The organism is Microvirga sp. 2MCAF38 (genome assembly GCF_052115485.1).
Taxonomy (GTDB): domain Bacteria; phylum Pseudomonadota; class Alphaproteobacteria; order Rhizobiales; family Beijerinckiaceae; genus Microvirga.
This window is the reverse complement of sequence record NZ_JBFRGU010000005.1, coordinates 293,257-313,614: the sequence shown is the minus strand read 5'-3', so window position 1 is coordinate 313,614 and position 20,358 is coordinate 293,257. Positions and strand designations below refer to the sequence as shown.

Annotated in this window: 20 protein-coding genes; 10 read left to right on the top strand and 10 right to left on the bottom strand. The window is 61.6% G+C overall.

All coding sequences use genetic code 11. The features are described 5' to 3' along the window. Window positions 1–3: 3 nt before the first annotated feature. The 3 genes from AB4072_RS13125 to AB4072_RS13115 form a co-directional block, all read right to left on the bottom strand. Window positions 4–831, bottom strand: a complete 828-nt coding sequence (locus AB4072_RS13125; protein WP_441968456.1) for a class I SAM-dependent methyltransferase — start codon at window positions 829–831, stop codon at window positions 4–6. Between the two features lie 88 nt (window positions 832–919). Beyond that, the gene (locus tag AB4072_RS13120; RefSeq protein WP_441968454.1) at window positions 920–1,969 is read right to left on the bottom strand and encodes an aldo/keto reductase; all 1,050 of its coding nucleotides are present in this window, start codon (window positions 1,967–1,969) and stop codon (window positions 920–922) included. A gap of 129 nt (window positions 1,970–2,098) precedes the next feature. Further along, entirely contained in the window at window positions 2,099–2,761 is a 663-nt protein-coding gene (locus AB4072_RS13115; protein ID WP_441968452.1) for an arylesterase, read from the bottom strand. A 70-nt stretch (window positions 2,762–2,831) separates the two neighbouring features. Here AB4072_RS13115 and AB4072_RS13110 point away from each other — a divergent pair, with 70 nt between their 5' ends. The 4 genes from AB4072_RS13110 (at window position 2,832) to AB4072_RS13095 (ending at window position 7,745) form a co-directional block, all read left to right on the top strand. Further along, on the top strand, window positions 2,832–3,524 hold the full coding sequence (locus AB4072_RS13110) for an ABC transporter ATP-binding protein (protein ID WP_441968450.1): 693 nt from the start codon (window positions 2,832–2,834) through the stop codon (window positions 3,522–3,524). 10 nt (window positions 3,525–3,534) lie between these two features. Then, entirely contained in the window at window positions 3,535–6,117 is a 2,583-nt protein-coding gene (locus AB4072_RS13105) for an ABC transporter permease (RefSeq protein ID WP_441968448.1), read from the top strand. Window positions 6,118–6,338: 221 nt separating this feature from the next. Further along, window positions 6,339–7,118 (top strand): Bax inhibitor-1/YccA family protein, encoded by a 780-nt coding sequence (locus AB4072_RS13100; RefSeq protein WP_441968446.1) that lies wholly within the window; start codon window positions 6,339–6,341, stop codon window positions 7,116–7,118. 87 nt (window positions 7,119–7,205) lie between these two features. Beyond that, window positions 7,206–7,745, top strand: a complete 540-nt coding sequence (locus AB4072_RS13095; protein WP_441968444.1) for a GNAT family N-acetyltransferase — start codon at window positions 7,206–7,208, stop codon at window positions 7,743–7,745. 25 nt (window positions 7,746–7,770) lie between these two features. Here the strand turns inward: AB4072_RS13095 and AB4072_RS13090 are convergent, their stop codons facing one another. Beyond that, window positions 7,771–8,700: a hydrogen peroxide-inducible genes activator gene (locus tag AB4072_RS13090; protein WP_441968442.1), complete on the bottom strand. Its 930-nt coding sequence runs from the start codon at window positions 8,698–8,700 to the stop codon at window positions 7,771–7,773. A 178-nt stretch (window positions 8,701–8,878) separates the two neighbouring features. Between AB4072_RS13090 and AB4072_RS13085 the strand changes: the two genes are divergently transcribed. Together AB4072_RS13085 and AB4072_RS13080 are read left to right on the top strand one after the other, a co-directional pair. Then, window positions 8,879–9,433, top strand: a complete 555-nt coding sequence (locus AB4072_RS13085) for a peroxiredoxin (RefSeq protein WP_441968586.1) — start codon at window positions 8,879–8,881, stop codon at window positions 9,431–9,433. 191 nt (window positions 9,434–9,624) lie between these two features. After that, window positions 9,625–10,155: a carboxymuconolactone decarboxylase family protein gene (locus tag AB4072_RS13080; protein ID WP_441968441.1), complete on the top strand. Its 531-nt coding sequence runs from the start codon at window positions 9,625–9,627 to the stop codon at window positions 10,153–10,155. 37 nt (window positions 10,156–10,192) lie between these two features. Here AB4072_RS13080 and AB4072_RS13075 read toward each other — a convergent pair whose 3' ends face one another. Together AB4072_RS13075 and AB4072_RS13070 are read right to left on the bottom strand one after the other, a co-directional pair. Beyond that, window positions 10,193–10,669 carry a GNAT family N-acetyltransferase gene (locus AB4072_RS13075; RefSeq protein ID WP_441968439.1) on the bottom strand — a complete coding sequence of 159 codons (477 nt, stop codon included), beginning with the start codon at window positions 10,667–10,669 and terminating at the stop codon, window positions 10,193–10,195. A gap of 11 nt (window positions 10,670–10,680) precedes the next feature. Beyond that, entirely contained in the window at window positions 10,681–12,312 is a 1,632-nt protein-coding gene (locus AB4072_RS13070; protein ID WP_441968437.1) for a N,N-dimethylformamidase beta subunit family domain-containing protein, read from the bottom strand. A 213-nt stretch (window positions 12,313–12,525) separates the two neighbouring features. Between AB4072_RS13070 and AB4072_RS13065 the strand changes: the two genes are divergently transcribed. Then, window positions 12,526–13,818 carry an ArgE/DapE family deacylase gene (locus AB4072_RS13065; RefSeq protein WP_441968435.1) on the top strand — a complete coding sequence of 431 codons (1,293 nt, stop codon included), beginning with the start codon at window positions 12,526–12,528 and terminating at the stop codon, window positions 13,816–13,818. Between the two features lie 16 nt (window positions 13,819–13,834). On the opposite strand, the gene AB4072_RS13060 is transcribed toward AB4072_RS13065, so the two are convergent. Beyond that, complete coding sequence (locus tag AB4072_RS13060; protein WP_441968433.1) at window positions 13,835–14,323, bottom strand: thioesterase family protein; 489 nt, start codon at window positions 14,321–14,323, stop codon at window positions 13,835–13,837. Window positions 14,324–14,485: 162 nt separating this feature from the next. Further along, window positions 14,486–15,451 carry a LysR family transcriptional regulator gene (locus AB4072_RS13055; protein ID WP_441968431.1) on the bottom strand — a complete coding sequence of 322 codons (966 nt, stop codon included), beginning with the start codon at window positions 15,449–15,451 and terminating at the stop codon, window positions 14,486–14,488. A gap of 212 nt (window positions 15,452–15,663) precedes the next feature. Here AB4072_RS13055 and AB4072_RS13050 point away from each other — a divergent pair, with 212 nt between their 5' ends. After that, entirely contained in the window at window positions 15,664–17,004 is a 1,341-nt protein-coding gene (locus AB4072_RS13050) for an aminotransferase family protein (RefSeq protein WP_441968429.1), read from the top strand. Then, window positions 17,001–17,930, top strand: coding sequence for a 3-keto-5-aminohexanoate cleavage protein (locus AB4072_RS13045; RefSeq protein WP_441968427.1), 930 nt, complete (start codon window positions 17,001–17,003; stop codon window positions 17,928–17,930). Before AB4072_RS13050 ends, AB4072_RS13045 begins: the two co-directional genes overlap by 4 nt. A gap of 120 nt (window positions 17,931–18,050) precedes the next feature. Here the strand turns inward: AB4072_RS13045 and AB4072_RS13040 are convergent, their stop codons facing one another. Further along, window positions 18,051–18,446 carry a DUF2794 domain-containing protein gene (locus tag AB4072_RS13040; RefSeq protein WP_441968425.1) on the bottom strand — a complete coding sequence of 132 codons (396 nt, stop codon included), beginning with the start codon at window positions 18,444–18,446 and terminating at the stop codon, window positions 18,051–18,053. 356 nt (window positions 18,447–18,802) lie between these two features. Beyond that, window positions 18,803–19,816 (bottom strand): zinc-binding alcohol dehydrogenase family protein, encoded by a 1,014-nt coding sequence (locus AB4072_RS13035; RefSeq protein ID WP_441968423.1) that lies wholly within the window; start codon window positions 19,814–19,816, stop codon window positions 18,803–18,805. 97 nt (window positions 19,817–19,913) lie between these two features. Here AB4072_RS13035 and AB4072_RS13030 point away from each other — a divergent pair, with 97 nt between their 5' ends. Beyond that, on the top strand, window positions 19,914–20,270 hold the full coding sequence (locus AB4072_RS13030) for a winged helix-turn-helix transcriptional regulator (RefSeq protein ID WP_441968421.1): 357 nt from the start codon (window positions 19,914–19,916) through the stop codon (window positions 20,268–20,270). Window positions 20,271–20,358: the final 88 nt, after the last annotated feature.

Genomic DNA, 20,358 nt, shown 5'->3' with positions numbered 1-20,358 from the left:
TGATCAAACCGCTTTTGCGATGATTTCGACAGGCGCGATGGAGCCGTGCTCAAGCGTCTTCATCACGTTGCCCAGTCGTTCCGGCGTCGCGGGTCCCATGAGAATGTGAAGACCGAGCGGCGGCGCGCCATTGCGTGCCGCATTCTCGCGCATTTCACGGCCAAGTTTGAGCGACATGTCCCGCCTGTCGGTCTCCTTCACGACAACGAAGCCGGCCCTTTCGAGAAGCCCTTTGTAGGTATCGCTCGTCTCAACAAAGCTTGTTTCCTCGCTGTTGGCCCATGGCATCGGAAAGGGGAGCGGATCATCGTTCAGTCGCATGATGTCGTAGACACCGAACATTCCACCTCGCCGCAGGACGCGTCTCACTTCCGCAAACAGCTTGGCCTTGTCCTGGATGTTCATTCCCACGTGAATGAGAGTCGCGCGATCGAAAGAACCGTCGTCGAACGGTAGAGCCAGACCGCTCGCTTCCCGGAACGCGACCCGATCGGCGAGGCCGCAGCGCTGCGTGAGGGCGTTGGCGACTTCGACGAACTCCGCGGTGAGATCGACGCCAGTGACGTGACTTCCATAGGCTTCCGCGAAATACCGCGCAGGTCCGCCAATGCCTGAGCCGATGTCGAGCACACGCGTGTCAGGACCAAGCTCAAGGTCCTTTCCAAGCTCCACGGTCGCGGAACGCCAGCCGAGATGAAATTCATCGGCACCGGAGAGATCCGAAGGCGTGAGACGGTCGATTTCCTTCCCACTCGCCTTCAACGCATCGAGGATGGCGCTTTCAAGCGCACCACGCGTGTAATGTCTTGCGACCTGACGCTCGATGTCCATGCTCAGCTCCCGCTCACGAGAAAGCGCTTCAATCGTACGCCTTTCTTGCAAGCGGGAAAATAGATGGAAACCCGTAAGGCAGCGCTACTCACGGACACGGATTCTGGTGCACCAGATGAATCCCGTTGATGCGCTCCTCGAGCTCCGGTGTGATCGTCACGTTGATCGATCCGATATCCGTCTTCAATTGTTCCATCGACGTCGCGCCGATGATGTTGGAATGCACGAAGGGGCGTGAATTGACGAAGGCCAGCGCCATCTGCGCCGGATCGAGACCGAACTCGCGAGCGAGTGCGATGTATTTGCGGATCGCATCCTCCGCACCCGGCGTCTGATAGCGCTGGCCGCGATTGAAGAGCGTCGTGCGCGCACCGGCTGGACGTGCGCCGTCGAGATACTTGCCGGTGAGATAACCCTGCGCGAGAGGCGAATAGGCCAGAAGCCCGATTTCTTCGCGCATGGTGACTTCGGCGAGGGCAACCTCGTAGGTGCGGTTCAGAAGGTTGTAGGCGTTCTGGATCGACTGCACGGGCGTCAGCCCCTTGGCCTCCGACGCCGCGACGAATTTCATCGTGCCCCAGCCGCTCTCGTTGGAGAGGCCCACATGGCGGATCTTGCCGGCCTTCACGAGATCGTCGAGGACGCCGAGCGTCTCCGCGATGGCGATGGATTGGCCCTTCTGCTTGTCCCAATGGAAGATCGTCGGGTTCGAGCCCCAGGGCATGGGCCGGTCCGGCCAGTGAAGCTGGTAGAGATCGATGTAGTCGGTCTGAAGACGCTTGAGGCTGCTGTCGACCGCTTCCTCGATCTGTTTGCGGGAGAGTTCCGCCGGAGAGCTGTCCTTCCGAAACCAGGTCGTCTCCGAGCGTCCCGTGACCTTGGTGGCCAAGATCACCTTGTCCCGGGTGCCGCGTGCCTTGAACCAGGAACCGATGATCCGCTCGGTGGAACCTTGCGTCTCCGCCGTCGGCGGAATCGAATAGAGTTCGGCCGTATCGAAGAAATTGATGCCCTGATCGAGGGCATAATCCATCTGTGCGTGGCCCTCGGCCTCGGTGTTTTGCTGGCCCCAGGTCATGGTGCCCAGACAAATCAGGCTGACGTTCAAATCCGTGCGGCCGAGACGGCGATAGTGCATGGCAAGGCTCCTCGCGACGAAAAAAGTCGCCGCGTTCAGGCGAAGGAATGGGCGTTGACAGCGGTCAGCGCTTGGCAGGTGATACGCAGACTGGTGTCAGCGCTTTGGCAAGTGATACGCTGACTGGTGTCAGCGCTTGGGAATGGTGGCGAGAAAACTCTCGACGCTCGGCAGGATGCGCTCGACGATGACCTCGACTCCTTTGGCCGTCGGATGAAGGCCATCGGGAAGGTTGAGCGCACGGTCGCCGGCGATTCCGTCCAGGAAGAAGGGATAGAGCACAAGGCCGTGCTTCTTCGCAATGTCCGGATAGAGCGTATCGAATTTTTGCGCGTAATCGGGCCCGAGATTGCGAGTGGCCATCATGCCCGCCAGCATAACCGCGATGTTGCGGGCCTTCAGGCGCTCCACGATGGTCTCGATGGATTGCCGGGGAATGGCGGGATCGAGGCCGCGCAGCATGTCGTTGGCCCCCAGCTCCACGATCACCCCGTCGGTTCCATCCGGCACCGACCAGTCGAGCCGATCGAGACCGCCCGACGCGGTATCGCCCGAAACGCCGGCATTTGTGATCTCCACATTGTAGCCCTTGGTCCTCAGGGCGCGCTCCAGAGCGACGGGAAAGGCCGCCTCCCCCGGCAGCTGGTAGCCTGCGCTCAGGCTGTCGCCCAACGCGACCAGACGGATCGGCTGATTCTGGGCGAAACTGGAACCGGGGGCGGCGATTAAACCCATAAGCGTGGCCGCACACGCAAAAATGATCGCCATGAACAGGCCGGATTGGCGCTTCATCAATATGTTTCCCATATGGGTTCGACGAGCCGGGTTCCCGGCACAGCTTTCAAAGATCGGGTGACGACGCATGCAGGACAAGGCCATCGCACTGCAGGATGTGGATTTGAGCCTCGGACGCGGGGCCGCGCGGGTTCATATCCTCAAAGGCGTCTCCCTGGCTATCGGCCGGGGTGAGGCGGTCGGCCTTGTCGGCCCTTCGGGCTCGGGCAAATCGACCTTGCTCATGACCATGGCCGGCCTGGAGCGTCCCGATTCCGGCAAGGTGATCGTCGAGGGGACCGACCTTTCGGGGCTCGACGAGGACGCATTGGCCCGCTTTCGCGGGCGGCGCATCGGCATCGTCTTCCAATCCTTCCATCTCGTCCCGACCATGACGGCGCTGGAAAACGTGGCGCTTCCTCTTGAACTCGCGGGCGAGGCGGAGGCCTTCGAGCGCGCGGAGGCCGAGCTTCAATCGGTGGGTTTGGGCGCCCGCCTCCATCATTACCCGGCGCAATTGTCCGGCGGCGAGCAGCAGCGCGTGGCGATTGCCCGCGCCATCGTGCCGAACCCGGCGATTCTGGTGGCGGACGAGCCGACCGGCAATCTCGATGAGAAGACCGGCGGTTCGATCATCGATCTTCTCTTCGCGCTCAAGCGCGACAGGGGCTCGACGCTCATTCTCGTGACCCACGATCTCAACCTCGCCCATCTCTGCGACCGGACGGTGCGCCTGCGATCAGGCCGGATCGAGGCCGATCTCGCCAAAGCATCGGCGTGAGGGCGGCATCATGCATGGCTCCATTCCCGCGCCACCGCAAAAACGGCTCCCGCTTTTCGCATCCCTCGCGCTGATCCTGCGTCTCGCCATGCGCGAGTTGCGCGGCGGATTGTCAGGTTTCGGCATCTTTCTCGCCTGCATCGCACTCGGCGTCGCGGCGATTGCGGGCGTCTCGTCGCTTTCGCGTTCGCTCACGGAAGGAATTACCAAGGAAGGCCGCCGCATTCTGGGCGGTGATATGGCGTTTTCCCTGATGCAGCGGGAGGCAAACCCAGCCGAGTTGGCCTTCCTGACAGCGAGAGGCGAAGTTGCCTCCATCGCCACCATGCGCGCCATGGCGATCGCAGGCGACAAGGGTTCGGCCCTTGTTGAATTGAAAGCGGCGGGGCCGACCTATCCCACCATCGGGACTTTGGAGACCGACCCGCAAATCTCGGCGGGCGATCTTCTCTCCGCTCGAAACGGCGTCTTCGGCGCCGCCGCCGATCCCGCCCTTTTGGCGCGGCTCGATCTCAAGGCCGGCGATCGGATCCGCATCGGCGGTGCGCAGATCGAATTGCGCGCCGCGCTCACATCCGAACCCGACAAGATCGCAAGCGGCATCGGCTTCGGCCCGCGCCTCCTCGTCTCGCAGGAGGCTTTGCGCGCGACGGGACTCATCCAGCCCGGCAGCCTCGTGCGCTGGACCTACCGGCTCGTTCTTCCCCAATCGGACGAGGCGGTGCTGGACCAGGTCGAAGCCGACGCGAAAAGCACCCTGCCGGAAGCAGGATGGGATGTCCGCACGCGCGTGAACGCCGATCCGCGCTTTGCGCGCAATATCGAGCGTTTCACCCAGTTTCTGACCCTCGTCGGCCTCACCGCCCTACTTGTCGGCGGGGTCGGCGTCGCCAATGCCGTGCGCAGTTTCGTCGACCGCAAGCGCGCCTCCATTGCTACCTTGAAGAGCCTCGGCGCACCGGGCGGGCAGGTCGTCCTGCTCTACCTCACGCAGGTCATGATCATCGCGCTCATCGGCGTCGGCATCGGTCTCGTAGTCGGCGGTACCCTGCCCTTCGCCGTCAACGGACTTTTCGGTCGATTTCTGCCGATTCCGATCCAGCCTACTCTGGCCTGGAGCGAACTCGGCATCGCTCTTCTCTACGGCATCCTGACGGCGCTCGCTTTCGCACTCGCGCCGCTTGGCCGCGCGCATGATGTGCCCGTCTCCGGTCTTTTCCGCGACCAGATCGAGCCGGGGCGCAGCTGGCCGCGCAAGCGTTATCTGATGACGCTCATCGTCGTGCTGGTGGCCCTCGTCGGCCTTGCCGTCTTTGCGGCTTACGACCGCCGCATTGCGCTGATGTTCGTGGGTGCCGCCACAGCCGCGTTCGCTCTGCTGCGCGTGATCGGGCTCGGCATCATGGCGCTCGCACGCCGCTTGCCGCGCCCGAAACGCACGGCACCACGTCTGGCGCTCGCCAATATCCATCGCCCCGGCGCGCTGACGCCCTCCCTCGTCCTGTCGCTCGGGCTCGGCATCACCCTTCTCGTGACCCTGGCTCTGGTCGATTCGAACCTCACCCGCCAACTCCGGCAAACCCTGCCGGAACATGCGCCGAGCTTCTTCTTTCTCGACATTCCGAACGCTCAGGCCGATGCTTTCGAAGATTTTCTGAAAGGCCAGGCTCAGAGCGCGCAGGTCGACCGGGTGCCGATGATGCGCGGGCGGTTGGTGAGCCTGAAAGGCGTGCCCGTCGCGCAAATCAAAGCGAACGAAGACGTCTCCTGGGTGCTCGACGGGGATCGCGGCATCACCTATGCCAAGACACCGCCGACCGGTGCCGAACTGGTGCAGGGCGAATGGTGGGGAAGCGATTATCGCAGCAAGCCGCTCGTCTCCTTCGACGACAAGATCGCCGAGGGGTTGGGGCTTAAAGTCGGCGACGAGATCACCGTCAATGTTCTGGGGCGGAACATCACCGCCACCATCGCCAATCTGCGGCACGTGGAATGGCGCTCGCTCGGCATCAATTTCGTGATGGTGTTCTCACCCAACACCTTTGCGGGCGCACCGCACACGCATCTGGCCACCGTCACCTTCCCCAATGGATCCGACGCGAAAACCGACGGACAAATCCTGCGGAGCGCCGCTCTGGCCTATCCGATGGTGACGAGCGTGCGCGTGAAAGATGCGCTGGAGGCCGTGGACGACGTCGTGTCCCAGCTCGTCATGGCGATCCGGGGAGCGAGCGCCATCGCTCTCATCGCGAGCCTTCTGGTACTCGCCGGTGCGCTTGCCGCCGGGCATCGGGCGCGGCTCTACGATGCGGTGGTGCTCAAGACGCTCGGCGCGACGCGGGCGCGGCTGCTTTCGGCCTATGGGCTGGAATACGGCCTGCTCGGCCTCGCCACCGCGATTTTCGGCCTGTTGGCGGGCACCCTCGCCGCTTATCTCATCATCACCCGCGTGATGAATTTGAGCTTTGCTTTAGATCTATCCGGCGCGCTTCTTGCCTCGACGCTCGCCGTTCTCGTGACGGTGGGACTAGGCTTGGCCGGGACCTGGAGAATCTTGAATCAAAAGCCCGCGCAATACTTGAGAAACCTTTGACCCTCACGCCTGTGACAATGAAACGGGGAGCGGCCTCTTAGGGGCGAAGTGAAAATTTCATCTTCGCCTTTTCTTTCACGAACCCGCGAAGCTTGACCTTACCTCTTGCGAAACCGAAAGCGACCACTCATATTTCCCAATGTTGCCGAAAACCGGCGACCGAAGGCCGATTCCGGCCTTTCGAGGGAACATTTTCAACGGGACACCGCGAGAGGACTCCGATGCAACCGTATCAGCAGAACCAATATGCCGGCGCCGGCGTCACCCGGACGGCCGCAGAGGTCGACCAGGGCCTGCGCGCTTTCATGCTCGGCGTCTACAACAACATGATCCTGGGCCTGGCCATTTCGGCTCTCGTGGCTCTGGGCGTGAACAAGCTCGCCGTGGCCGGCAGCGAGGCGGATGCCGCCATGCGGCTTGGCGGTGTTTATCTGACTGAATTCGGCCGTGTTCTGTATACCACGCCTCTGATGTGGGTCGTGGCTCTGGCGCCGCTCGCCTTCATTTTCCTGTTCTCATTCCGCATGGATAAGATGTCGGCGGCTTCGGCGCGCGGCACCTTCTTCGCCTTCGCGGCGGTGATGGGCGCTTCGCTCTCGACGATTCTGATCCGTTATACGGGCGCGAGCGTCGTGCAGGTGTTCTTCATCACGGCAGCCGCCTTCGGCTCGCTGTCGCTCTGGGGCTACACCACGAACCGTAGCCTCTCGGGCATCGGCTCGTTCCTGATCATGGGCGTCGTCGGTCTGATCCTGGCCTCGCTGGTGAACATCTTCCTCGGTTCGACCATGCTCCAGATGGGCATTTCCGTGATCGGCGTTCTGATCTTCGCGGGCCTCACCGCCTACGACACGCAGAAGCTGAAGGAGATGTATCTGTACGGGAACTTCGACGGCGAAGCCGCCGCCAAGGTTTCGGTCTTCGGCGCCCTGCAGCTCTATCTCGACTTCATCAACATGTTCCAGTTCCTGCTGGCGCTCGTGGGCAACCGCAACAACTAAGCGACCCGGATAAAACGATCCGAAAGCCCCGGCCTCGTCGGGGCTTTTTTGTTGCGCGGGACCACGCCCGGGCGATAGGACGAAGACATGAGCCTTCTCATCCGCGCCTCTCGAGAATCCGACATTTCGGCCATCGCGGCAATCTACGCCCACGCGGTCATCCATGGCACCGCCTCCTTCGAACTCGATCCGCCGGAGAAGGCGGAAATGGCGCGCCGCCGTGCGGTTCTAATGGAAGGAGACTTTCCCTATCTCGTCGCGGAAGATGATGGAGCGGTTCTCGGCTACGCCTATGCCGGTCCCTATCGGCCACGTCCGGCTTATCGCTCGACGGTGGAGGATTCGATTTACATCGCACCGCAAGCGCAACGGCGCGGCATCGGAAAGTTACTGCTGACAGCTTTAATTTCGGAGAGCGAGGAGCGCGATTTTCGCCTTATGGTCGCCGTCATCGGCGATGAGCAATCCCAGGGCTCCATCGGGGTTCACCGGGCGCTCGGGTTTGAGGATGCGGGTGTGCTGAAAGGCGTCGGCTACAAACACGGACGCTGGCTCTCGACAGTGCTGATGCAAAAGACCTTGGGGCGTGGGCTCGATGAGCCGCCATCCCGCCCGCTCCCCCTGTAACCGGGAAAAGCAACCGCCAGCCGTCTCACGTCTCTTCGGGATTGTAGACGTCGAGAAACTGTCGGCAAAGATCGCGAAGCGTTTCCGCCAGAATAAGATAATCCGGCGTACGACTTGCCCCCGCCCGCCAGATGAGCGCGAGGGTGCGTGACGAGCGTTCGTTTCGATACGGAATCAGACGCAGGCTCGTCCCTTGCGCAATGCCCGCTGCAATCGCGATCCTGGGCAGGAAGGTGATTCCGAGATCGTTCTCGGCCAGCTGCACGAGCGTCAGAAGACTCATGGCCCTGATGTCGTCAGCCTCGTTCGGAGGCCGAAGGCCGGTAAAGGACAAAACCTGATCGCGCAGGCAATGCCCCGATTCCAGAAGCAGGATCGGCTCGTCCTGCAAATCCTCCGCTGAGACGGCTCTGCTGTTGGCCAGACGATGGCGCTCGGAAACGGCCACGAGAAATTCGTCCTCGCACAGAGGCTCGACCTGGAAGCCGGTCGTTGTGAAAGGGAGCGCGATGATCGCCGCGTCCAGATTGCCGGATCTGATATCGGCGATGAGCGAGCGGCTTAAACCTTCGCGAACCGCCACGTGCAATTCGGGAAACGCCCCACGGATGTGCGGCAGGGCTTTGGGGAGAAGAAAGGGCGCGATCGAGGGAACAACGCCGAGCCTGAGTCGCGTCGTGAGCGGGCGCGCCTCCCGGGAAAGACTGGTGGGAAGATCGTCGACCCGGGCAACAATGTCCCGCGCCTCTCGCGCCAGAAGCTCACCCGTTGCCATCAACGCGAAATGCCGTCCGCTGCGCTCCACGAGGCAAACCCCGAGTGCGTTCTCCATCTCCTGGATCGCGGCGCTCAAGGTCGACTGCGTGATACCGACCCGTTTCGCCGCTTTCGAGAAGGACGATGTGTCCACGAGAGCCAGAAAGTACCGCAATTGCCGGATCGAAATGTTCGCCATCAGGGATGCCTCGCATGGAATTATCCCCTTATTGGAAAAATCGATGAAAATGACAAATTTAATCGATTTGACCGAACCAATTCTTTGTGCGACGCAATAAATCGACAGAGGAACATGCAGGCCCGTGCCTAGGCCCACTGTATCCTCAGAAAACCTGATCCCTCGAATGGAGACCATCATGCTCGGCATCGGCGACAAGTTGCCCAATTTCTCCGTGACCGGCGTCAAGCCCGGTTTCAACAATCATGAAGAAAACGGCGTCTCCGCCTTCGAGACGATCACCGCCGAGAGCTTCCCCGGAAAGTGGAAGGTGATCTTCTTCTACCCCAAGGACTTCACGTTCGTTTGCCCCACCGAGATTGCCGAGTTCGCGCGCCTCAACTCCGAATTCGCGGATCGCGACGCGGTCGTTCTGGGTGGCTCGGCCGACAATGAATTCGTGAAGCTGGCATGGCGCCGCGATCATGCGGATCTCAACAAGCTGCCGATCTGGTCGTTCGCCGACACCAAGGGCGAGCTCATCGACGGTCTCGGCGTCCGCTCCGCTGATGGCGTTCCCTATCGCTATACTTTTGTGGTCGATCCCGACAACACGATCCAGCACGTCTATGCGACGAACCTGAATGTCGGACGCGCGCCGAAAGATACGCTGCGCGTTCTGGATGCGCTGCAGACCGACGAGCTGTGCCCGTGCAACCGCCAGGTCGGCGGTGAGACGCTCAAGGCGGCTTGATTTTTTCAAAACGCGAGACGGGTCGCAGGTTTTTTTGCGACCCGCGCCCCTTAGAGCATGATCAGAACAAGTGGAAACCGGTTGTTCGCCCGGATCGTGCGGGAATCTAAAGAAACGAGTGCTTGATCGTGTTCAAAGAGACAGGATCAAGCATTAGTCGCCGACACGGCGAGACACGCGAAGGATGATCGATGTCGATCGATACGTTGAAGCAGGCGATTCCCGATTTTGCCAAGGACGTTCGTCTGAACCTCTCGTCCATGGGAAGCGACGAGGTGCTGAACGATCAGCAGAAATACGGCCTCTTCGTCGCCTGCGGAATCGCCTCGCGCAATGAAGACGTGCGCAATGCCCTCATCGCCGAAGCGTCCAGCAAGCTCTCGCCGACGGCGCTCAACGCGGCGAAGTCGGCAGCCGCCATCATGGGCATGAACAACGTCTATTACCGTTTCGTGCATCTGGCGGCGAACAAGGACTATCGTTCGATGCCTGCGAAGTTGCGCATGAACGTGATCGGCAATCCCGGTGTCGACAAGCTCGATTTCGAACTCTGGTCGCTTGCCGTCTCCGCCATCAACGGCTGCGGCATGTGCATCGATGCGCACGAAGAAACGCTCCGTCAGGCCGGCGTTTCGACGGACGTGATCCAGACCGCCGTGCGTTTTGCGGCCATCATCGCCTCGGCGGCGATCGCGCTCGAGGCCAGCGCCCTCGCGGCGTAACGTCTTCGGCTCGGGCTCCCTCGCGGAGCCCGACCGTTTACAGGCGCGCCATGCCGTCCTGCTCCAGCACCATCGTGTGATCGTGGTCGCTGAGTTTGAAACCGCGCTTCTCATAGAACGAGAGGCCCGCAGCGTTGCTTTTGTCCACATCGAGTTTGAGATAGGCGCAGCCGCGCGAGATCTCCCGTGCAACAGCGGCGCGCAACAAGCGCGTGCCGAGCCCCGTACCGCGCGCGCTGTCTTCCACGAACAGGTCAGACACGTAGATTCCCGGACGCCCCCGCCACGCGGAGAAGACGATGGAATAGAGGGCAATGCCGACAATCGCGCCGCCCTCCTCCGCTACCAGGATTTCCGTGTGGCCGCGACCACCGGGGCCGAACGCCGCGAGATCAGCGGCGGTGACCTTCGGGCTCGCGCCCACATGGGCCCCGAGCTTTCGCAGCATCGCCGCCACCGTCTCGAAATCCGGTATCGATGCCTCGCGAATGACGATGCCGTCGATTTCGGCCATGGCGCTTCCGTTCAACGACCGCTGAGATAGCGGTTCATGATGTTCGCGGTCACCATTTCCACCATCGGATCTTTTCTCAAGAGCCCAGCGACCCATTCACAGCTTCCCGCATGGAACACCTCGCCCTTCCCCATCGGGAAATTGACCATCATGCCCGCGCCGCGCTTGATCTTATCCACCGCCGCCGCGCTCTCGTTGCCGATCAGCGTCTTGGCGACGAAAAGCGCGTCCTCATCGGAAAGGAATTGATCGTCCGCCGGAATGTCCGCGCTCTCCTCCTTGAGAGAGGACATGCCAAGCCCGATGATCTGTAAGCCTTCCGGCGCACCGCTGCCTTCCGCCGGGCGCGGCAAGCCGCCTTCAATGATGTAGTCGAGGCCGTCGACCTCGTACCCGAAGACGTGTGAATCCGCGCCCAAAATATCGCCGTAATAAATGCCCGTTCCCGCAAAAGCCCAGTGTTCCGGGCGGTAGATCGGAAAGCCCCTCGCGCCGCGCGGGGCGCAACCGCCCCAGCCCACATAAAGCCCCCGCGTGGCGATAAGACCGAAGGTTTCGGAACCGGGCCGCCCGACGCGGGGATCTTCCCAGGACGTGCTCAGGCGCGTGAGATCGCCTCCTTGCAGGATCGGATCTTCCTCCACGCGGTATTTGTAGCAGACCTGACGGCGGCCCTCGTCCTCCAACCGCGTCTGCCACATGAAGTTGCCCGCGAAGCGCGCGGCTTTGCCGCCGCGTTTCACATAAGTTTCGACGGCGTCGCGCATCTCCCAGGTCCAGTATTCGTCATGCCCGACGAAGACGACGCAATCGTACCCGTTCAGAATCTCCGGCTCGACGTGGAGTTCATGCTGGCTCGCCAGATCGATGGCGTAGCCCGCCCGCTCGGCCCAGCGAAAGAAGTGGCTGTCATAGCTCGCCCAGCCGGAGGACGTGTATTTCTTGCTGTAGCCGTTCGCGTAAGCCCATTCCATGTGCGGATAGCGCGGCGGCATCGCGGGCGGCACGGGAACCTCCAGAGGCACACGTGGCGCTCCCGGCGGCAGGACGACGAAGCCGCGGCAGAACGGGCGCTCGATACTCACCACGGGCGCATATTGGTTGCGGTTAGGGCCGGTAATCCCCTGATAATGATTGGACCCACCCCAGGTATTATAAGCGGTCCATGTGCCGGTTGCCGCGACCTGCAGGATGCGGCCGGGTTTGGCCCCAGCCGTCGGTCGGAGGATGAAAAGATGATGGTAATGGATCAGCCGCCCATCGCGACCCTCCGCCGTCAACGTGATGCGGTAGGCCCCTGAACTCCACGCTGCCGGAATTTGAATGGCGTGCGACGCCTTCCAGCCGCAGCCCAGAACGGAGCACTGGTCTGGCGTATCCTGCCAGCGGGCGCTCAACCCTTCCAGGGTCAGGACCGGCGTCTCGACGCCGCCGTCGCGCACGATGTCGAGCCGATAGCGCTCGGCCGTCGAACTGACGAACAGGGTGACGGTATCCCCGGCGCGGTAGGCATAGCGGTCCGTGTAGCACCAGATTTCCCCACGCGCGCCGTCCATGCCGGGCTGCTCGTAATAGTGCCCGTGAACTGCACGCCGCCGCTCCTCGGGGGTAAGGCCGAAATCGGGAAAGCTCTGACCTGTCATCACACCGTTCCTCGTCGTCACACGCTTTCGGGTAAAGACACCGGATTCCCCGAACAGGCTCCGGAGAAGATCGGTCGCGAGAGCATTTCGCAAATAGATATTCGAAATAAGTTTAATCGGTTTGGAGAATGCGCTGCATTTGTTGTTTCTATTTGACTGTTCGGCGTGGGGCGGTGCTTTCATCGAGAGGATTGCTGCCATTTGCAGAGGGTCATGATGCGCGTTGACGAGACATTCCGAAGCGAATTGCGTTCCGCCGTCGCGGCAAGGCGAAACCAGGCGATCGAGCGGCTTTGCAGCCTGGTCCGTGTGGACACGACCCTCGGCAGGGAGCTTGCCGGGCAAGAAATCATGGCCGAAATTTTCGCCGAGATGGGCCTCGCGGTCGAAACCTTCGACGTCGATCCAGCCGCGATCCGGGACCTTCCCGGTTTCTCGCCGCCGGTCCATCCGAACTACACGAACCGCCCGAATGTGGTCGGCCGCCACACACCGAAGGGCGGTGCGGGCGGGCGCTCACTCATCTTCAACGGCCATATCGATGTGGTGCCTCCCGGCGAGGCGTGTCTCTGGACGACGCCTGCTTTTGAACCGACGGAGCGCGACGGGCGTCTTTATGGGCGTGGCGCGGGCGACATGAAGTCCGGCCTTGTCGCCTATTGCCTCGCCTACGAGGCTTTGCGCGATCTGGGTTTCGTGCCTGCCGCCGCCGTCATGTTTCAATCGGTCATCGAAGAGGAATGCACCGGCAACGGCGCGCTGGCCTGTGTCGCGCGCGGCTATCGTGCCGACGCGGCCATCATTCCCGAACCGTTCCAGCAATCGATCATGACATCGCAACTGGGCGTCATGTGGATCACGATCCGCATCATGGGCAAACCGGCTCACGTGCTCGAAGCGTCCGTCGGGACGAATGCGATTGCCGCCGCCTACACGATTTTCCAAGGCTTGCAGGAACTTGAGACCGACTGGAACCTGCCAGAGAATCGGCACCCGGAATTCAGCTCGAACCCTCATCCGGTGAATTTCAATCTCGGACGCATCGCAGGCGGCGATTGGGGTTCGACCGTCCCCTGCTCCGCCACCATGGTGGTGCGCGTCGGATTCTATCCGGGCACCACCCCGAAGAGCGTGAAGACTGCCATCGAGGCCAACATCGCCGCAACGAAGGCAAGGCATCCGGCGCTTGCGAATATCGGCATCGACGTGAGGTATTGCGGCTTCCAGGCCGAAGGCTGCGTCGTCGATCGCGAAGCCCCCTTCATGAAGCTCCTCGCGGATGCTCATCGGCAGGTCGTGAAGGCGGAGCCGGTCACCTTAGCCTCCACGGCCACGACCGACGTCCGGTTCTTCGAGCTTTACGGAAACACGCCCGCGACCTGTTATGGCCCCATCGGCGGCAGCTATCACGGCATCGACGAATGGGTTTCCATCGACAGCATTCTCAGCGTCGGCGAAGTTCTCGCGCTCTTCGCCTCTGAGTGGTGCGGTCTCGAACGGGCCTGATGGGCTGTTGAAGTCGTCAGGCGGGTTTAAGCCCAACCCTGCGGCTGGCGACCTCCGGCCAGCCGAGATTGTCGGAGGCGGCGCGATAAGCGACGAGCCGCTCAACCACGCTTTCCGGAAACGGTGTCGAGCGCCGCTTGTCGAGATCCACATGGATCGTCACCACTTCCAGACTTGCCGCCAAAAAATTTTCTTCCGCGTGCTTGATTTGATGGAAGAGGTGGATGCGCTTGGCATCGAAATCGAGAACACGCGTCTCGATCAGATAAGGCGCACGCGCCGGTAATTCACAATGAAACACCGTGTGCAGTTCGAGTGCGAAGGTCGAGCACCGTTCCCGTTCGCGGTATGCGGGATCGATTCCGATGCGGTGCAGAAGCGCGACCGAGGCGATGTCGAACGCGGTCACATAGGCGGCATTCGTCATGTGGCCGTTGAAGTCGATCCATTCGTCGCGAACGGTTTCACGGACTGAAATCCAGGGCGTTTCGATCGCTTTCATCATCCCTCAAAAACTCTTCCGACTTTCCGCTCCTCGCGAGTAAACTGCTCGCTGCCTGAGGTGCGAAGCACCGTCTCGAAGGAGGATCCAGTGCCCGCTGGAATCTCCTTCGAGACGCACCTTTGGCTGCTCCTCAGGGTGAGGTCGGCAGAGTTCGGTTCCGGCTCATTCATCCGGGATCGGATAAGTCCGCTCGGACAAAGGCGTTTCCTCGATCCGCGTCAAGAGCCTCTCGAGAAGCAGTGCCTCGGCCCGCGTGTGCCGGGCGACGGGATCGAAGGTCAGATGCACATCGACCTCGGGTGGCCTTTCGTATGGTGGAAGCCGCCACAGCAGGCCTTTGCGCACATCGTCCTCGACCACGTGAATGGGCAGAGGACCGAAGCCGAAACCGGCGATGATCAGGCGCTTGACCTCTTCGAGATGGGACGACGTGCCGATGATGGGACTCGTGAATTTTTCCTGCTGCCGGAGCATTGCGACCGGCCACAGCGCGTCCGCCATCTGATCCGTCTTGAACGAAACATAAGCTTCGTTCCGCAAGTCCTCGATGCTCAAGTCGGCCTTGCCGAAAAGACGATGCGCGCGCCCGCAGAAATAACCAAAACTCTCACGATAGAGCGGCTGAAATTCGAGCTTCGGATGGCGCTCGTGCATCAGGCAGACGCCGAACGCCGCATCTTTTCGCGCAACGGCGGTGATTACTTCCTGGCTCGATGACACCGAGGTCGCAAAGGTCACGCGGGGATGATCGCGATGGAACGCCGCAAGAATGTCGTCGAGCAGCGGACACACTACATGGCTTGCGAAAGCCATGTCGATCCGCCCCGTGACCTCGTCCGGCTGATCGTGGACGAGGGTGTGCAGACCGGACACGGAGTCGAACAAGCCGACGCATTCCGCATAGAGGCGCTGCCCGGCGGGCGTGACCTCGAAAACGCCGGGGCGACGCTCGATCAGGCGACAGTCGAAATGCCCTTCCAGACGCCGGAGCGCGTTGCTGATGGTCGGCTGCTTCAGCCGCAATTTTTCCCCGGCCGACGTGATGCCTTTCTCCTGCACGATGACCATGAAGGTCCGCAGCAGGTTCCAGTCGATATCCCATACGAACCGGTGCGCCCGTCGTCCCATTACGCCAGACCATTCCTTTTTAGAATGCCAAGCGTTCATCCTATTTATTTGCGCATTGATGTCGAGCCATGTTTGCTGGCGCGACCTCCTCCCCGTCATGCCCGGCCTCGTGCCGGGCATCCACGCCTTGGCTGCGTGGCGGCCTGGAAGACGTGGATGACTGAAAGTCGGCTATGACGCCCGTGAAGGGGACTGAAAAAGGATCGAGCGAGATGTCGAACCTGTTTTACCAGACGCGGCTACGTCGCCCTCTCCTGGACCGCGCCGAAGGCGTCTACCTGTGGGATACCAGCGGCAAGCGCTATCTCGACGGCTCCAGCGGCGCGATGGTGTCGAATATCGGCCATTCCAACCCCGTCGTGCTAGAGGCCATGCGCCGGCAGATGGAAAAATCCACCTTCGGCTATCGCCTGCACTTCGAAAACGAACCGGCCGAGGAATTCGCGCGCCGGATCGCCGAGCGAATGCCGCCGGGCCTCGACCGGGTGTTCTTCGTCTCAGGTGGATCGGAGGCCGTGGAGAGCTGCCTGAAACTCGCGCGGCAATATGCGGTGGCGATCGGCGAGGCTTCGCGTTGGAAGGTGATTTCCCGCTTTCCGTCCTATCACGGCTCAAGCCTTGGCGCGCTCAGCGTCACCGGCATGTCGCTCATGAGCGCGCCGTTCTCGCCCATGATGCGCGAGATGCCCAAGATCCCCGCGCCGACCTGCTATCTCGACCGCGACAATCTCAGCGACGCCGAGCGGGGCCTGAAATACGCGCGCTACCTGCGCGATGAAATTCTCCGCCAGGGCCCGGAAACGGTTCTCGCCTTCATCATGGAACCCGTGGGCGGCGCCTCGACGGGCGCGCTCGTCGCACCCGACAGCTACTATGCCGAGATCCGTAAGATCTGCGACGAGTTCGGCATTCTCCTGATCTCCGACGAAGTGATGAGCGGTGCTGGGCGCACGGGCAAGTACCTCGCCACCGATCACTGGGGCCTGCGGCCGGATCTGATCGCGTTCTCCAAGGGCTTCGGTGCGGGCTATGTGCCGCTCGGCGCAATGGTGGCCGACCGGCGCATCGCCGATGCGGTGATCGACAACGGCGGCTTCATTCACGGCTTTACCTATGCGGGCAATCCGCTCGCCTGTGCGGCGGGTCTCGCGGTCATGGACGAGATCGACCGCCTCGGCCTCATCGACGCCGCGCGGATCCAGGGCGACAAGTTGAAAGCCCGCCTTCAGGCCCTGATGCAGCGTTACGGCTTCATCGGCGATGTGCGCGGCAAGGGGCTGTTGCTCGCCTTCGAGCTCGTCGCCAACCGCGACACGATGGAGCCTTTGCCGGTGGAGCTCAACGCGCATAACCGCCTGGTGGATATCGCCTATGATCGCGGCCTGATCATCTATTCCCGCCGCACGCGCGGCGGCCGCATCGGTGATCACTTCCTCGTCTGCCCACCCCTCATCACCACCGACGATCAGATCGACGAGATAATCGGGATTCTCACCGACAGCCTCGACGTCTTCGCGAAGGAAGCGGGTCTTAATTACGGAGCCGCCGCATGAGCAAGCCCGTCATCGTCACCTGCGCCATCACGGGCTCCATTCACACCCCGTCGATGAGCCCGCACCTGCCGGTCACGCCACAGGAGATCGCGCGGCAGGCGATCGACGCGGCGAAAGCGGGCGCGGCGATCATCCACCTCCACGCACGCGATCCGCAAACCGGGATTCCTTCCGCCGATCCGGAACTGTTCCGGCAGATCCTGTCCACGATCCGACAGGAAACCGACGCCGTTCTCAACATCTCGACCGGCGGCAGCTCGCGCATGACACTCGACCAGCGGCTTGCGGCGGCGCGTTTGTTGAAGCCCGAAATGTGCTCGCTCAACATGGGTTCGATGAATTTCGGGCTGTTTCCCATGGCCGAGCGCTACACGGAATGGCGGCACGACTGGGAGCCGACATTTCTGGAAGCCACGCGCAACATCGTCTTCCAGAACACTTTTGGCGATATCGAAGCGATCCTCGCCGATCTCGGCGACCGGCAGGGCGTGCGTTTCGAGCTCGAATGTTACGATGTCGGCCATATCCAGACCGTGGCGTTCTACCGGAAGCGCGGCTTGCTCAAAGGCCCGATCTTCCTTCAATTCGTCCTCGGCGTTCTCGGCGGAATCGATCCGGCGCCGGAGCAGCTCATGCATATGAAGGCGACGGCCGATCGCCTGCTCGGCGACGATTATCACTTCTCCGTTCTCGCGGCGGGACGTCACCAGTTTCCGCTAGGAACAATGGGCGTAATTCTCGGCGGCAACGTCCGTGTCGGGCTCGAAGACAATCTCATGATCGAGCGCGGTCGGCTCGCCGAAAACAATGCCGAGCAAGTCGACAAAATCCGCACCATCGTGGAAGAACTCGGCCATCGGGTGGCTACGCCCGACGAGGTGCGGCACATGCTTCACCTGAAGGGAGCAGCCTCCGTCGCGGCTTGAAGTCATCGCTCCAACCGTCACGGCCGGGCTCGTCCCGGCCATCCACGTCTTACATTACGCCGTAAGCAAAGGCGTGGATGCCCGGCTCAAGGCCGGGCATGACGAAAGCAAGAAGCAAACTCAGTTCGAAACCACCTGCAGCGGCTTATCGAGCACGCGGATCACACGGTCGAGGTCGTGGCCGCGCTTGAGAATGAGGCCGCTCGCAACGACCACGGAATATGCGCCCTGCTTGCGGGCGAGTTTCGGATCTTTCTCGATTCGATAGAGCGGTACCTCGGAGGTGCGTCGGTAGATCGAGAAAACAGCCTTGTCCGGCGTGAAGTCGATGGCATAGTCCCGCCACTCGCCGCCGGCGACCATACGGCCGTAAAGGTTGAGGATGGTCTGCAACTCACCCCGGTCGAAGGAAATGCGGTTCGGCGCGGCGGGAAACGGCAAGACCTGGGCTGATGTTCTTGAAGAACCCGGTGCCGAGCCGCCGCGCAACGGCTCTGCGATGTCACCTTCGCTCATGATGCCTCCAGCGAATGCCATCTCTTTGTTACGCCGCACGATCTTTCGACAAGCCGGTTTCCACTTTGCCGGATCATGCGTTCATCCATGATGAGCCTTGCCGGACGCAGGTTCAACCCCATCCCCTTTCGTCGGCTCACGACTTCGTGGGGCAAATCTTATTCTTGCCGCAATCGTGCCGCGAACCAGCCCCAGTACACCTCGATACCAACGATGTTGCCTCGACGGCCCGGTTCCTTGACCTCCCCGGACACGTCAGCCCCCCAGCCCCCCTGGGACGTTCAGGGGGCCGGGCCCTTTTATCGTCGAGACGAAAGGCCGCCTTCCGGGGCGGCCTTTTCCTTTTCAACGTAGCTTCAGAAACCAGCCAGAATAACCTTGCCCCGCGCGCGTCCGCTTTCGATGAAAGCGTGAGCCCGCTTGAGATTCGCTGCGTTGATGGCGCCGAACGTCTCGGCCAGGGTGGTGCGAATCGTGCCGCCATCCACGAGACGGGAGACCTCGTTGAGAATGTCGTGCTGGCGTTCCATATCGGCGGTCTGGAAGGTCGAGCGGGTGAACATCGATTCCCAATGCAGTGAAACGCTCTTGCCCTTGAGCAGGTTGACATCGAGCGGGCCGGGATCGTCGATCAGGGCGAAGCGTCCCTGCGGCGAAATCAGCGTCGCGATCTCCTTGAAATGAGTGTCCGTGCGGGTGATCGAAAACACGAAGGCGGGCGCGCCCAAGCCGAGTTCTGCCACCTGGGCGGCCAATGGCTTACCATGATCGATCACATGATGCGCGCCGAGTTCGCGCACCCAATCCTTCGTTTCCGGCCGCGAGGCCGTGGTGATCACGGTCAAATCCGTCAGCTTGCGGGCCAATTGAATCGCCATCGAACCGACGCCCCCTGCCCCGCCGACGATGAGAATGGCATTGGCCGCGCCCACGACCGGACGCTTGATATCGAGCCGGTCGAACAGGGTTTCCCACGCGGTCAAAGTCGTTAGCGGCATGGCGGCGGCGGCCGGGAAATCGAGCGAGGAGGGTTTTCTGCCGACGAGCCGCTCATCGACGAGATGATATTCCGCATTCGTGCCAGGGCGATTGATCGTGCCGGCGTAGAAAACCGCATCGCCCGGCTTGAACAGGGTCGCGTTTGGTCCGACGGCGGCAACGATGCCCGCCGCATCGAAGCCCAAAATCCGGGCCTCGCCCGCCTCCGACAACGCCCTGGCGCGCACTTTCGTGTCGACCGGATTGACCGAGATCGCCTTGATCTCGACCAGAAGATCCCGGCCCGTCGGCTCGGGACGGGGCAACTCGATATCGATCAGCGATGATTCGGAGGCGATCGGCAGGGATTGCTTGAATGCCACGGCGCGCATGGACTTTTTCTCCTCGTTATAGGGGCAAAGTCGGCGATACTAATTCTTCTTGCAAGAACGCACTTTGAACGCACATAGTGTCGAAAAGGATACCAATATGCCCCGCAAGGCTTCTGGAACGCCCGCCTGCACCTCCTGCTCGGTTGAAGCCACACTCAACCTCATCGATGGCAAGTGGAAGGTCGTCATTCTCTACAAATTGCTCGTGAACGGGATCCTGCGGTTCAGCGAAATCCGTCGCCTGATTCCCACGGTCACGCAGCGCATGCTGACCAACCAGTTGCGCGAACTGGAGGCCGATGGCCTTTTGATCCGCAAGGTTTATCCGGAGGTTCCCCCGCGCGTCGAATACAGCCTCTCTCCACGTGGACACAGCCTTGAGCCGGTGATCATGGCGCTGAAAATCTGGGGAGATGAAAATTTAGTAACCGGAAAGCGAGCTGAAGCGGCTTAAAATTTCAAAGTCGTTACTTCCAAGACGAGAATGACAGGCTGTGGTTGCTTCCGTACGAGGTTCGTGCGAGGGGTCCCGCAACGATCAC